This is a genomic window from Planococcus sp. ANT_H30 (genome assembly GCF_008369335.1).
Taxonomy (GTDB): Bacteria; Bacillota; Bacilli; order Bacillales_A; family Planococcaceae; genus Planococcus; species Planococcus kocurii.
Genome location: NZ_VOBJ01000001.1, coordinates 541,499 through 555,726, shown reverse-complemented (window position 1 = coordinate 555,726; position 14,228 = coordinate 541,499). Strand labels below are relative to the sequence as shown.

Annotated in this window: 10 protein-coding genes; 4 read left to right on the top strand and 6 right to left on the bottom strand. The window is 40.1% G+C overall.

The annotated features are described in order from the left end of the window. Nucleotides 1-584 precede the first annotated feature (584 nt). On the top strand, nucleotides 585-2,018 hold the full coding sequence (locus FQ085_RS02705) for a trypsin-like peptidase domain-containing protein (protein ID WP_149455839.1): 1,434 nt from the start codon (nucleotides 585-587) through the stop codon (nucleotides 2,016-2,018). 54 nt (nucleotides 2,019-2,072) lie between these two features. Here FQ085_RS02705 and FQ085_RS02700 read toward each other — a convergent pair whose 3' ends face one another. The 5 genes from FQ085_RS02700 to FQ085_RS02680 all read right to left on the bottom strand — a co-directional run bounded on the left by FQ085_RS02700 (nucleotide 2,073) and on the right by FQ085_RS02680 (nucleotide 9,469). Further along, nucleotides 2,073-2,723, bottom strand: a complete 651-nt coding sequence (locus tag FQ085_RS02700) for a class D sortase (RefSeq protein WP_410477394.1) — start codon at nucleotides 2,721-2,723, stop codon at nucleotides 2,073-2,075. After that, nucleotides 2,723-3,907, bottom strand: a complete 1,185-nt coding sequence (locus FQ085_RS02695) for a processed acidic surface protein (RefSeq protein ID WP_149455837.1) — start codon at nucleotides 3,905-3,907, stop codon at nucleotides 2,723-2,725. The genes FQ085_RS02700 and FQ085_RS02695 overlap by 1 nt, the downstream gene beginning before the upstream one ends. Before the next feature lie 169 nt (nucleotides 3,908-4,076). After that, nucleotides 4,077-5,102: a LysM peptidoglycan-binding domain-containing protein gene (locus tag FQ085_RS02690; RefSeq protein WP_149455836.1), complete on the bottom strand. Its 1,026-nt coding sequence runs from the start codon at nucleotides 5,100-5,102 to the stop codon at nucleotides 4,077-4,079. 367 nt (nucleotides 5,103-5,469) lie between these two features. Then, the gene (locus tag FQ085_RS02685; protein WP_149455835.1) at nucleotides 5,470-8,634 is read right to left on the bottom strand and encodes an efflux RND transporter permease subunit; all 3,165 of its coding nucleotides are present in this window, start codon (nucleotides 8,632-8,634) and stop codon (nucleotides 5,470-5,472) included. Between the two features lie 16 nt (nucleotides 8,635-8,650). Then, the gene (locus FQ085_RS02680; protein WP_149455834.1) at nucleotides 8,651-9,469 is read right to left on the bottom strand and encodes a TetR/AcrR family transcriptional regulator; all 819 of its coding nucleotides are present in this window, start codon (nucleotides 9,467-9,469) and stop codon (nucleotides 8,651-8,653) included. 226 nt (nucleotides 9,470-9,695) lie between these two features. On the opposite strand from FQ085_RS02680, the gene FQ085_RS02675 reads away from it, so the two are divergent. The 3 genes from FQ085_RS02675 (at nucleotide 9,696) to FQ085_RS02660 (ending at nucleotide 12,798) form a co-directional block, all read left to right on the top strand. Continuing rightward, nucleotides 9,696-10,217 carry a GyrI-like domain-containing protein gene (locus tag FQ085_RS02675; protein WP_071153870.1) on the top strand — a complete coding sequence of 174 codons (522 nt, stop codon included), beginning with the start codon at nucleotides 9,696-9,698 and terminating at the stop codon, nucleotides 10,215-10,217. A 706-nt stretch (nucleotides 10,218-10,923) separates the two neighbouring features. Continuing rightward, nucleotides 10,924-11,406, top strand: coding sequence for a sigma-70 family RNA polymerase sigma factor (locus FQ085_RS02665; RefSeq protein WP_071153869.1), 483 nt, complete (start codon nucleotides 10,924-10,926; stop codon nucleotides 11,404-11,406). Nucleotides 11,407-11,529: 123 nt separating this feature from the next. Continuing rightward, a complete protein-coding gene (locus tag FQ085_RS02660) occupies nucleotides 11,530-12,798 on the top strand; it encodes an ATP-binding protein (RefSeq protein ID WP_262499760.1) in 1,269 nt (422 codons plus the stop codon). 457 nt (nucleotides 12,799-13,255) lie between these two features. On the opposite strand, the gene uvsE is transcribed toward FQ085_RS02660, so the two are convergent. After that, nucleotides 13,256-14,128 (bottom strand): UV DNA damage repair endonuclease UvsE, encoded by an 873-nt coding sequence (gene uvsE / locus FQ085_RS02650; protein WP_149455832.1) that lies wholly within the window; start codon nucleotides 14,126-14,128, stop codon nucleotides 13,256-13,258. Between the last annotated feature and the right edge of the window lie 100 nt (nucleotides 14,129-14,228).

The window sequence follows — 14,228 nt, the reverse complement described above, 5'->3', positions numbered from 1 at the left end:
CATTGCCATCAGCCCTTGAGGATAGATCGATGAGGAATATCTATGGCAGACGCCAAATTATGGAAGATAGTTTGTTCTGTCCTACAAAAGGCAATCGATCGTTCCGGTGAATTTACCTCGGAGATTTCGAAAAAGTGCACAACGACTTCAATAATGTGGACATCAACTCAAAAAACAGACAAAGAAAAGATTTCCTTTTTCTTAGTCCGTTTTAGGTTAGAGAGGTAGAAACAGTCTCTTAGGTGTTCCTAACATGTTTAGGCTTTTAACTAAGTCTCTAAATTTTCCATATTTATCAGCACACGAAATTTTGTCACGCAAAAGATGTTTGGAAAAGTAGTTTGCGAAGCTGAGCTTATTTTTTCATGTGAATTAATTTACATATTCTAAAAAAATGAAATTTTATTTCATTATTTAAATATAAATATGATTTTCATGGTAACATTATGTTCTGAATAGATAGAATTATTACAAATACGAAGAGTTCATTACATCTTGCAACCCTGAGTAGTTGTTTGACGTTATAAGGTTTATAATGGAAGAAAATAAAGAAATTTATGCTAGTTCATCAAGGGGGTTCAGCTATGACGTGCAATAAATGTGGAAAAGAAAATGAAGAAGGCTCAAAATTCTGTAAGCATTGTGGGCATTCACTTATACAGAAAAGAAGTAAAAAGCAAAAAAAACGTAATTTTATTTATGCAATCGTACTAGTTTTGACATTACTCGGAGTTGGGGTTGGATCGGCCCAATTAATGGCAGATAAATCAGCTCAAGAAGATCAAACAGAACCACCAAAACAAGAAAAACCGGCTGAAAAAGAGCCAGAAGCAACAGAAGAACCAAAAACAGAAGAACCGGGTGTAGTAGAGAAAATTGAAGAACCTGAAGAAACAGTTCCAGCGGAAGAACAAGTCGCAGGTACTGTAACGAAAGTGGAAAATGTTGTGCCACCTTCTGAGCAAACAGAAAAAGTGGAACCGAAGAAAAAAGAGAAAACGGCAATCATTAAAGAATCACAGCAAAAAGTTTACACCATAATGACTGAAGGGGGACAAGGGTCGGGATTCTTGTTTTCTGACACAGGGATGGTTGTGACAAATGCCCATGCAGTAGCAGGTTTTACAGATGTCGTAGTTCGCAACATTAACGGACAAGATCATCCAGGCACAGTCGTTGGCATTTCCGCTGAATCTGATATTGCGTTGATCCATGTAGAAGCGTTTGAAGGCATCACACCATTGCCAGTTGAAATGGAAGCAACTGATGTAGGCACTGAAGTCATTGCACTCGGGAGTCCTGCGGGTATGGAAAATACCGCTTCAATTGGTTACTTAACAGGCATTGATCGCGACTTTTATCAAGAATTTACGTACGAGGATATTTACCAAATGGATGCGAAAATTGCGCCTGGTAGCAGCGGGGGACCATTAGTAGACGCAACGACCGGGAAAGTGATTGGCATTAACTCATTAGTAATCGAAGAAGGCGATTCAATTGGCTTTTCGATTCCTATGTATTCGATGCATGATCAATTGAGTCAGTGGGTTACTACGCCGATGTCCGCAGAAGAAGTAGCCGCTTTATTCAAAGTGTACGACGATTTTAGCGGGTACGAAGATGAAGATTATGAATACGATGTTGATTTAGAAATGAAATTCGATGAAACTAATTTAAGCGAGTTTATCGGTGATTTCCGTTATTATTATGAAACAGCTTTAAAAGAAGAAGACTTCTTTTATGTTCAAAATCTATTGGTTTATCAAAGTGATATTTACAATGGTATTTCTGAATACATTGCAGACATTGCTGGGCAAGGAATGGAATTTAACTTTACGAAGCTGGAAATTTCAAGTATCGAAATTTTAGACGATCATGCTGTTGTTCAAACGGAAGAGGCCTTTGACTTTAAAGATGCAAGCGGCAAATGGTCTGTTCAAGAACGCAGCAAAACCTATACGATTGTCATGGATGAATATGGCTTTTACTATATTTCGGATATTGTCAATAAGGAGTAATTGTTAAAGCAAAAGACAAAAAAAGAAATTCCCTAAATTTGGGAATTTCTTTTTTTAATTGCTGGAAACGAGATCTGCTACTAGGATATATCGATCTGGAGCATACCCCACGTAATCGAATGGATAGCAGGTGGAAACAATTAAAGTGGCTCTTGGTTTTGGAACAATGACGGTTCTGTCGTCTTCATCCACAATTCGAACTTGACGTACTTTGTAGGTAAAGGTGCCTGAATAGGTTTCAACAATCAGCAAGTCTCCTTTGCCAACATCGCCAAGTTCTCGAAAGACCGTATCGCGATGTCCAGACAATACGGAATTATCATTTTCACCTGGCATCACGCTTTGCGCAAAATGCCCAACGCCCTGTTCAAGTTCGTCTTCATCGGTGCCATGTATAATCGGTAGCGTGGCTTCGAGCTTCGGAATAATCAATTCTCCCATTAAGTCTCCGATTTTGGGCGTTTCTGGATATTCAGAATGGGTTGTTTCTTTTGATGTGTGTTTGTCGCTATGTGCAACAAAAAGAGACTCAGGTTTACTGCTAAAGTCCGTTGCTTCAACGTTACCTGTTTTATAAAGCAGGTAGCCTTTTACGAAAGTGGCAGTGCTTGTCGTACTAAACCATAGACCCGAAACGATAAGGACGACAGAGAAAGTAAGAAAGAACCGTTGTATGTTCTTCTTTTTTTTCGGTTGGTTGATCATCATTCATTTTTCCCTACTTTAAAGCGACGGAATAATGCTAAACCGCTTAAAAGTAGTACGAATCCAAAAATTGCTTGGGCTGCAAAATCAGAAGCTGTTGCGGGTAATTTTGCACCTTTTAAAGTTTGAGTAGCAGGAACTTCTACTGGCTTTTGTACGACAGATGGTGTTGCGATGATTGTTTCAACAGCACCCAAGTCTTTCCCTGTATCTACGATTAAATCAGATCCGAACATGTCGGCAGTCAAAAGAACGTCAGCCAAAAATACATCTTTTAAATTATAAATTTCAATTAATAAATCAGCGCCTTCAGTTGATTCAAGCGTCATTAAAGTCGCTAATGAAACAGCTGTTTTTTGACCATCTTTTACAAAGAAATAAGCGGTTCTTAACTCAAATAAGTCAATCATGTCGCTGTAAATATCCAGAACTTCAGCAATTTGTTCAGCAGTTAACTCATCTGCCGATTCAAATTCTTCCATTGCCATCATGCGATCACTTAATTGTGTTAGTTTTTGCTCGAAAGCAGGATCTTCGAAATCCAATGTTTCAAGGTGAGCAACCAGCCGTTCTACTTCTTCGTCTGTCAAACCTAGTTCAGTAAAAAGTCCATCAAGTTCTAGTTCGTAATCATCCATTTCTGTATAAAAAACAATAGAAGACTCCAAGTCTTCGATAAAATCATAGTTTGAAAGAGAATCCGAATAGTTTTGCAAAAATTCTTCAAGTTCTTTTTCAGAGGTGAATCCGAATCTATCCATTAACTCTTGAAGATTGATCGCATCAATCGGAGTTCCTGCACCGTCATTTAGATAAAATTCAATGGAGTATTCAACATCCTCTATAAAAATTAAGTAAACGCCATCAAGAACATCTTGTCCATACTCGAGGTCACCGTATTCATAAAGAATTTCATTCAATTCTGCGCGAGTTAAGTCTAGTGTTGCAGTCAACAATTGAACGCCTTCTTCAGTTAAAGGGGTGCCTAATTCGTCAACTGTATCAAATTCGTCTAAAGACCAATTTTTGCTTTTTAAATACGCTAAATAATCTTGCTTCTCCCAATTGATGCCAGCTAAAAATTGTTCAAATTCAGCATCGTTTGATTTGATAGCAGATGCAGAAAGTGGCATTGTACTAAATGCAAATACTAACAGTAATAAAAATACAGCTAAACGTTTCACTTTTTTTCCTCCTGTATTAAAAAATGGAATATCCATATTATTATAGAGTCGCACTCATTCTATTAGAATAGGTATATATAACTTGTTATTTTAGACAAAAAAAGAAGCCGGAAAACAAATTCCAGCTTCTTTCTATCGTTGTGCCGTAACATTCTAAGTTTTGACTCTGCTAGTTTGGTATCATTAGCACTTGTCCTACACGAATGGAGTTGACGTTCGTTATGTTATTGGCTGTTGCGATTTTTGCGACAGTCGTTTTATAGCTACGAGCAATACTGTAAAGCGTATCCCCAGCTTTGACTGTGTATTTAATAGAAGTAGCAGGTGGAGGCGTAGATTTTCCAGGAATCATTAATACTTGACCAACTTTGATCAAATTATAGTTGGTGATGTTATTAGCTTTAGCCAATGCGGAGACCGTTACTTTGTATGTTCTTGCAATACTGTAAAGCGTATCCCCAGCTTTGACTGTGTATTTAGTTCCACTGACAGGTGCTGTAGGCAACTTCAGTAATTCAGAAATAGTAACAAATTTATAGCCTTTCGCTTTCAATTTGCTGATCATGCCGGGTAAAGCACTCGGAGTTCCAGATGCTCCTGCGCCCGTATGCATCAAAACGATGGATCCTGGTACGATGTTATTCATAACTTTATTGGTAATTTGTGTTGAAGAAACACCTTTCCAATCGACAGTATCAATGTTCCACTGGAGTGTATGGGTGTATCCTGCATTACCGACTGTTTTCAGGACGGAGGCATTGGATGCACCAAAGGGAGCTCTGAAAATGGGTTTGGTCGATTTTCCGGTAATGTCCTTAATGGTTTTTTCTGTTGTGCTAAGCTCGCTTGTTATTTTTGAGGCCGACAGTTTGGTAAAATCAGCGTGAGAATAAGAGTGATTGCCAAGCTGATGATTTTTTGCTGAAATATTTTTAATCCAAGACGGGTGATTTTTTGCTCCGGAACCTGTTAAAAAGAACGTCGCTGTGACCTTATTGGCAGACAGAATGTCTAGGATTTTATTGATGTTCGTGCCATCTGAACCGTCATCAAAAGTCAAAGCGACCACTTTTTCGGTCGTGTTGCCTTTAGTGATGTAGGTGGAACTCGCTGCTTGTGACTGACTAGAGAAAGACAAGACAGTAAACAGGATTAATACGAAGGCTGCTGAGACTTTAAGCCATTTAGAAAGCACCTTTCTCACCCCTTTAGTTGGTGCGCTGACTAGAGTCAACGTATGTATAGGGATCCGGGTGATAGAAGATTTTTCCGACAATACTATACACCTAATATACCATGAATAGAAATAATTTTCCTTGATTATAACTGAATATTAAGAAATTTTTATTGGGGAGCTGAAATAGAATTTAGTGGGAGTGAGGTGCGGTCTTTGCTGTTTGAGGTGCGGTTAGGAGCCTGCGAGGTGCGGTGTTGCCCGTTCGAGGTGCGGTTATCGGTAAATGAGGTGCGCTTTTCACCGAATAAGGTGCGGTCAGCCAAAACTCCGTAAAAAAACAGGCAGCTCATAACACGAGCTGCCTGTTTTGCTATTAATGTACCACTTAGTCGACGCGTTTTTTACGGAATTTCGATACCACTTCATAAACGATCGGCACGATAACCAATGTCAGTAAAGTCGAGCTGATCAATCCGCCGATAACTGTGATTCCAAGGCCTTGGGAGATCAATCCGCCACCGCCGCCTTCTACACCAAGAGCAAGTGGAATAAGCGCACCAATTGTAGCTAAGGCTGTCATCAGAATCGGACGCAAACGTGTAACGCCGCCTTCTAGTAGAGCCTCACGTGTAGTCAATCCGGCTTTTTCCATATGGATAACGCGATCAATCAAGACGATAGCATTCGTAACCACGATACCGATCAACATCAATACACCGATCAATGCGTTGACACTCAATGCTTCTCCAGTGATCCATAATGCCACTAAAACGCCAATCACTGTGAATGGCAGTGAGAACAGAATAGCGAATGGAGCAAGCGCGCCGCCGAATGTGACGACTAGAACAAAGTAAACAATCGCGATAGCTGCAAGCATAGCCAAGCCAAGCTGAGTGAACGATTCGTTGATTTGTTCAGTGATACCACCATGATCGGTTGTGACACCCGCTGGCAAGTCAAGCTCTGCTACTTGCTCATCAATTTTTGTCGTGATTTCAGCGGCATTATTACCGCGTACATCTGCAGTTAGAGAAGCAAACATTTGACCGTCTCTACGGTTAATTGTATCGGGTGATTTGCCTTCTTCTACTTCCATGACTTCGCCAACTGTGACAGTCGTGCCAAGTGCTGTTGGAATTTCTACAGCTGTTACATCTTCAATGCCAGCGTATTGTGTTTCTTCTGTTTCGATGTAAACATTTATGTCTTTTTCTTCATGAGTCACTGTCGTTAATACAGGTGCTTCAGCAACACTGCTTAGTGCCATGCCGACTTGTGCTGCAGTCAATCCATTTTTGCTTAAGCTTTGTTGACTTGCGACTAATGTGAATTGATCATAAGCTTCGGTTAAACTCGATTCTGTATTTTCCAGCCCTTGGTTGTCTTCCATAAATGGCTGAATTTGATCAATCGCCGATTGGATATCTTCTAGGTTGTCACCGTAGATGAACATTTCTAGACCACTTGCTCCTGTAGCAGCAAAGTCGAGACTCGCCCATTCACCGGATTCAGTAGAGCCGTTTAATTCGTCAATTAAATTAGTGCTTTCCTCACCGAAAGCTTCGAATTCATCCTCATACTCAATATAAAACAGTGCGGAATTATCTCCTCCGCCAGCCATTGCTGTCAGTGGGTTGCCACCGCCGAGTGAATATTGGTAAGATGTAACACCTTCACGTCCATCAATGGCACTTTCTGCATCTAATGCGATAGCTTCTACATCTTCACGAGTTTGACCTGGTTCAGGACTATAAGTTGCCATCACCATTTTTTGTTCTTCTTCAGGCAAGAAGCTGACACCAATAACAGGAATCAAGAACAAACTCGCCACAAGAACCGCTGAAGCACCACCAAATGTAATGATTTTATGGTTTAATGACCATTGTAAAATACGTTTATAGCTTGCTGCCATGTTACTTGGCTTATGTGCTTTTTTCGTGGATTTATTGGCATCCAAGTTTTGCAATTGTTTGCGGTACATCAAATGCGCCATCATTGGTACGATGGTAACAGCAACAAGCAGCGACGCAGATAACGCAAAGACAACGGCTAAAGCGAACGGCAAGAACAATTCGCCAATCTGTCCGCTAACAAGTGCAAGTGGTAGGAATACCGCGATGGTAACGACAGTAGATGAGAAAATGGGTACGAACATTTCGCGTGTTGCTTCACGAATCAATTCTTTGCCACGTAATTTCTCACCAGGCAAAGCCATCCGGCGGTAAATGTTTTCAATTACTACAATCGAGTCATCAATAACGCGTCCTATCGCAACAGTCAGAGCACCGAGCGTCATAATATTCAAAGTGATATCCAATTGGTTCAGTAGGAAAATCGCCATTAATAACGACAAAGGAATAGAGATAATTGAGATTAGCGTTGTTTTGAAACTACGAAGAAATAGCAAAATGATGACGACAGCAAACAAAATACCGAATAACGCTTTGCTGAGCATCGTTTCAACTGATTTCTCGATGGGTTCACCTTGGTCAAATGTAGAAGCCACGGTCAAACCGTATTCATCTTCAACCTCAGCAACGATGTCTTTTACGCCATTAACGACTTCAACGGTATTGGCATCTGGTGATTTGACAATTGAAATCCCAATCGATTCTTCTCCGTTCGTGCGCGAAATCGACTCTGCCTCACTAACAATTTCAATGTCAGCTAGTTCGCTTAAGGCTACAGTTGGAATCGCAGACGGGGTAGCTGGCGTTTCAACAACAGGTGTTTCGGCACCTGGTGCTTCAGTTCCAGGCGTACCAGGTGTTGCCGGTGTTTCACTTGGTGCAACCGGTGCAATTTGAGGGACAGCTGGGATTTGCAGGTTTTTCAAATCATCAACGGACGTAACGTCGCCGTCAATCACTAGATTTTTCAACTCGCCATCAAACTCAGTCAAGCCTAACGGGAACGTCAGATTGGATCCTTGAATTAGTTGTTGAATGGTTTCTTCAGTCAAGCCGTATGTTGCTAAAGCTTGCTGATCAAAGGACATGGTCACTTTTTGTACACGCTGACCAGAAACTTGAGCATCGGATAAGCCGGCTACTCCTTCAAGTTCAGGTAGCACGTTTTCTTCAACAGTTGCTGTTAGTTCTTCTAGTGAACTGCCAGAATCGCTGATGCTCAGTGACAAGACCGGGAAGGCATCTAAACTAAGACGCGAAACTTGAGGGTCATTCGCCGATTCCGGAATGGCTACTTGCGATAGCGCATCTTCTAACTCACGTGTTGCTTCATCCATGTCGACTTCAAAATCGTATTGAACTTGAATGGTTGACGCATTTGCTAGTGATGAAGAAGTCATTAGCTCAACGCCGTTCATGTTTTGGATGCGCTGTTCCATCGGAATCGTAATCTCTTCCATAACTTCATCGGGTGCAGCTCCCGGATAAGTTGTTACGACAGTAACTGCAGGTAAGGTAATACTTGGAATTGACTCTTGTTTCATCGTTAAGCCTGCGTATAAGCCTGCCACGACGACCATAATAGTCAAAATCCAAATCGCAAATTTGTTATTTAATGAAAAGTCGATAATTTTCTTCAAGTTGTAGACTCCTTTTTTATATAAAGTTTTCTAAATACGATACTTCGTTCTTAATAGAAGAATGTTGCTTCAAATAAACGAGTAGGGCTTCAATTAAAAATTCTTTTGACTCTTTATTGGCAACTTGTTCTTTCAACATATCCAGTGAGGCTAATAATTTATCAGGATATTCTTCGGACGCTCTAATTTTATAAGCGACTTGCTGAAAAGCTTCTTCAAGCGTTGCAGCGGGAGAACGTGCCTCAGTTAAAACTGGCTCCATGGTTTCTAAATTGTCCACTATGGCATCGATCGCACTCGTGATAAAAGTAACGAGCTTTGGAATTGGCACTTGTTTCTTTTCGAATACGAGTACGAAAATGTATTGCTGCATCAATCCTTCAAGCAGTGCTACTAAGTCAGGCAAAAAGGGTTCGATTTCTACACCATACGTGTCTATTAAAATGGTTTTGTGTAAAATCATCGTCGACTGCCTTAACTCCATGAACACCGATTTTAATTGTCCGCTTTCTGTCAGTGTGAAATCTTTGAAAATCATCATGAAAAATTCCTGATTAGAAAGTGTACGTTCAATTTCAATGGCTAATTTCTTCTTGAAAACGTCTTTGTTATTAGACCCTGGAGCATGCTGTGATTCGGAAATTTCTGTCGTGATTTCTTCGTGGTATTGCTTTAAAATTTCAATAAACATATTTTCTTTCGAATCAAAATGCTTATAAAAGGCTCCTTTAGAAATACCAACAGCTTCTGCTACTTCCTGTACAGAGGTCTGATGAAAGCCTTTCAATGAAAATAAATGCACAGCTTGATTCATTATTTCTGTTCTTTTATTCATTTGGACCCTCCCGAACTACCTAGTCACTTTTAGTGACCGCTCAGTCACTCTTTTTAGATTATCTTTTAGTTTACCTAAAGTCAATTTGGAGAGATGTTGATTTTGTGACAATCAAGTGGCTTCTTTAATTTACCTAACACCTTTTCAAACAGATTTTAAAAGAGCTTGCGGGGGTATAGAACATATAGGAGTAGTTGTGTAAATTGTTCATAAAGGAGATGGTTGGATGGTGCAGAAGTATATCAGTGAACCATTTGTAGAAGAACGTACAGAACAGCCGTATGTGGGAATTTCTGTTCTTGCTGGTTCATCGGAATGGGAAGCAATTAACAGGCTTGTGGGGGAGTTGTTTGACTGGCTAAAGGTGAATAATAGTAAACCGGCAGGAGCTCCATTTTTTCGCTATTGGTGCATGGCTGATTCGAATGGCAACTACAAGATGGAAGTAGGTGTGCCAGTCAAACGAATGGTAACGGGAGATCATCATGTAGTTGTGGGATATATTCCGGGAGGGTCCTATGCGACGGCTTTGCATAAGGGACATCCCGATCATTTGGAAAAGTCGCTGATCGCACTAGAAGAATGGGCTGTGAAAGAAGGGTTGGATATCGACAAACGTTGGGAAGGTAGAGATGAAATTTGGAACGGTCGTTTTGAATTTTACGTAACAGATGCGGATAGACAAACTGATCTAAACAATTGGGCAATCGAAATCGCCTTTTTACTCGTTCGCGATGATGCAGCTTAAGGTTATAATTCCAAGGAATTGTAAAGATGAAAAAAGACATCTCTCTCTGCACTAGCATTCTAGCTAGTGCAGAGAGAGGTGTCTTTTTATAATTAGGACTTGTTTCTTTCGCGAACGTAAGTATAAAAAATGCAGGTGACTTCGTTGCTTTTGGAGGATACGAGTAGAGACATCAATTTCTACCAAGATCTTTTATTCATCAAACAGCATACGCAATCTGGATTACTAGATGATTTTGGGGGATATGCGGCCAATCGGTCTTTAGAGATGAGAAGTGTTATTTTTTGTATGAAGTCTTGTTGCTTTTACACGACCCTCATGCATAACTATCAATCAAGATCTGAACCGAATGATTGGAATAGAATAGACCATTTTTAGGCACAATTCCAGCCTTTTTTCCTTCCTTATTAAAATAATTTGATTCAAACAATACTGCTCAACCAATCAAATGATTATCATACGTCTCCATTATTTCAAGCTCTCCTTTCACAATACATGAAAATTCTACCACTTATAACTTTTAAAATAAATATTTTTTGAAAATATATACTATTTTTACAATTAGATAAAATGAATAATTTATTTGTGATGTGTAAAGAGGGAATTTAAGTGAAGGAAACCGTTTGGTGGCCAACTGGCTACAATTATTTTTTTATTTTATTCTGAACAGACCCGGGAATTAACGAACGTTCAGAAGGACAAAACAATGAAAAACTTTGAAGAAGTTGCTGTACAGTATGCCCCTATGATTTCTGCGATGATTCGCAAACTTCATATTCATCGTGACTACGATACCTTTAAACAACTTGGCAATATCGCATTGTGGCAAGCATGGCAACGCTTTGAAGAGGGAAAAGGACATTTCACTCCTTTTGCTTATCGTAGTATTAGAGGAGCAATGCTTGATGAATTAAAAAGAGAAACGAAGAGAACAAATCAACTCTCTCTACTAGAAAGTATTTTAATAGAAGAAGGCATAGAAGAAGAGATGGAAACTTTGCCGGAATGGTTAATACTAAACAAATTAGACGCAAAAGAAAAATGGTTGCTAGAGGCACTTTTTGTGAGAGGATACAGTCTTTCTTATTTAGCTGATCAACAAGGTATTTCACTTGCTGGGATGAAAAAGAGACGCGAACGACTATTGAAAAAGGTGAGAGATGCAATAGACCATCCATTTAAGACATAAAAAGTGGTAACATTAATGGAAATGACCCTATGAAAGAAGTGACAGAAAAGGATTAAACCTTACAAAAATGAGTGGCGCGGTGAATAGCGCAGGACTAAAAAAGGGGTGACTTTCTTGGAAGCAATGATGACGGGTATGATTAATAATATCTTTTTTATTGTGTTTCCACTCATCGTTTATCAAATGTTGGCGACAGCAGGCCAACGAAATTTCTTTGTTAGTCATCGCTTTATAATGACTGTCCTTTTTTCAGTATCGCTTGTACTGTGTATGCTGTTTCCTTATCAGTTTATAACCGATGGCTATATTTTTGACTTGCGCCAAGTTCCAATGATCGTTGGAGCCCTATACGGAGGTCCATTGGTTTCAGCCATTTTGTTCCTTGTGGCTTCGATCAGTCGGATTATTATTGGTGGAGACGGAATGTACATCGCTCTTTTGAATCAATTTGTCATTGCGGTAGGAGTACCATTTTTGCGACCGCTCTATATGCGCATCAATCGTTCTCGAAAAATTATGTTGATATTTAGCATTTCAATTACTTCACTCCTTTTCAATTTGTTCGCAGGTGCTTTTTTCTTTGGAAATCCGATTCACGATATTGTGGGTATTTGGATTATGTTAATGATCAATCAAAGTACCATTATTGCGTTAACGGCTTTAATGATTGAACATATGCAGCGACAAGAATACATGTATGAAGCTTTTCTGAAACACGAAAAAATGGAAACAGTTAGCCATTTTGCAGCAGCCGTCTCGCACGAATTGAGAAATCCTTTGCAAAGTATTAAAGGGTTTGTTCAGTTAATGAAGGAATATGAGTACAGTCGCGAAAGACAGATAGAATTTCATCAAACGATTTTGAGAGAAATCGATGCAGCGGAAGAGTTAATCGAGGATTATTTAGTATACGCTAAGCCTACGTATGGTCAGCTTGAACCAATCATTGTCGCTTCAGAAGTCAGTCATGTGCTGAAAATTATGGTGCCTTATGCAAATGGAAAAGATGTAGAAATGCATACAGATGAACTGGACGAAAGTGCTGAAATTCTAATCGATCGTTATAAATTCCAACAAGCACTAGTCAACATTATCCGAAACGGTATTGAAGCGATGCCAGAAGGCGGCAAGCTAGTCCTTACCGTCAAATCGTCTCCAACAAAAGTATGGATTCGGGTAACCGATACAGGAGTGGGTATGACAAAAGAACAAGTCAGACGTTTAGGGGAACCTTACTTCTCTAGTAAACTTAAAGGAACCGGACTCGGAATGATGGTGACTTATAGCATCATCAGTCAAATGGAGGGTCAAATTTTAGTAGACTCTGAAAAAGGAAAAGGTACCGAATTTACTTTGGAATTTGCAAATCTTGCTACAACGAAAAGTAAATAAAACAGCAGCCTGTATATAGGCTGCTGTTCAGATTGTAGACAAAGTCTTATTAAACTGAATAGTGATGTACAATCTCCAACTGGGCTGGCCACTTCGCTTTCCATGGGCTCAGCTTCAGTTTCCTCGTTACTAACGGGACTTGCAGCCTTCGTCGCTTTGCTGCTTCCACAGGAGTCTGCGTGGCCATACGGGTTGTCAGCAGGTGGCTCAAATCAGCAAAAGTACCCAACAAATCTACTTTTCATCAGTACTCTCTCAAGGATTCGGAGCGCAATGCGGCGACTCCTGCGGAAGAACGAAGTGATGAGACCCCGCAGGAGTTTGCGACGAGGAGGCTCAGCGCTTCGCGGAAAGCGTCCGCATGGAGTGCAGAATCCTGTATACCTAAGATGAAACGACTACTTATTCTTTAAGTTTGTCTACAGTGTAAACAGCAGCCTGTAAATAAGCTGCTGTTTTAGTTGTTCATTAATTGACGCACGAATGGCAGAACAGACTGCTCTTTCAGTTTAGCTTCGAACATGATATCAGCATCGATGCCGTTTAATTGCCTTATTAATTGTTGGAAATCGGATTCAGAAACCAATTCGTGATGGCGTAAATCTGTAAATCCTTCTTTGCCTGTACTAATATGAACTTTCGGTGTGCCAAAACCTTGCCACGTTTTTAGAATTTCAGAAAAATCAACGGGCTCACCGTCGTTATTGCAATTATGATGATGGATATCAAAGCATACAGGAACGCCACACATGCTGTGGACGTCTAAAACGTCTCTAACGGTAAAGGTTTTATCATCATTTTCCAAGCGTAACCACTTCCGAATGCTAGGAGACAGCGACAAATAGACAGCAGCGAAACGCTGTTTAGCTACGTCTTTATCTCCATAAGCACCACCGGTATGAAGGATGATATCAGATCCACCGAGCAATTGAATCAATTGGTCATGATACTCAAGATCTTCTATCGATTTGCGAACAACTTCAGGTTTAGGTGAATTGATGACGGTATATTGACCAGGGTGTACAGAGACTCTCATGTTATGTGTGTTAACAAACAAGCGGATTTCATCTGTAATGGCCAGCACTTCTGGATCTTCCCACCAGTTCCAATCATTTATAGGGTGAGTGGACAGCGGAACGATCGAACTAGAAGCTCGGTAAAAGTAAATATCGTTTTTTAAATTCCAGCGAAGAATTTCCAGTGTTGTCTCGAAATTTTTTATCGTCAATTCCTTTATTTTGCCCGTGCCTTCTGCCTCTGCAGTCGCGACACGTAAAGTTCTAAATACGGTTTTCAATTCAGTGTTCATACAGGCATAACCTAATCTCATGTTGTTCAGCTCCTTGCTATACGTATACCCTTCCAGCATAGCGCACATGCCTCGAAATTGAAAAAGCTGTGTGCGAATTTTGAGGGAGTAACTCGACTTC

Bases quoted from the DNA above. Each gene is read 5' to 3' on its own strand.
- FQ085_RS02705 (WP_149455839.1), top strand. From the start codon at position 585: ATGACGTGCAATAAATGTGGAAAAGAAAATGAAGAAGGCTCAAAATTC.
- FQ085_RS02700 (WP_410477394.1), bottom strand. From the start codon at position 2,723: ATGATCAACCAACCGAAAAAAAAGAAGAACATACAACGGTTCTTTCTT.
- FQ085_RS02680 (WP_149455834.1), bottom strand. From the start codon at position 9,469: ATGAATAAAAGAACAGAAATAATGAATCAAGCTGTGCATTTATTTTCA.
- FQ085_RS02675 (WP_071153870.1), top strand. From the start codon at position 9,696: ATGGTGCAGAAGTATATCAGTGAACCATTTGTAGAAGAACGTACAGAA.
- FQ085_RS02665 (WP_071153869.1), top strand. From the start codon at position 10,924: ATGAAAAACTTTGAAGAAGTTGCTGTACAGTATGCCCCTATGATTTCT.
- FQ085_RS02660 (WP_262499760.1), top strand. From the start codon at position 11,530: ATGATGACGGGTATGATTAATAATATCTTTTTTATTGTGTTTCCACTC.
- uvsE (WP_149455832.1), bottom strand. From the start codon at position 14,128: ATGAGATTAGGTTATGCCTGTATGAACACTGAATTGAAAACCGTATTT.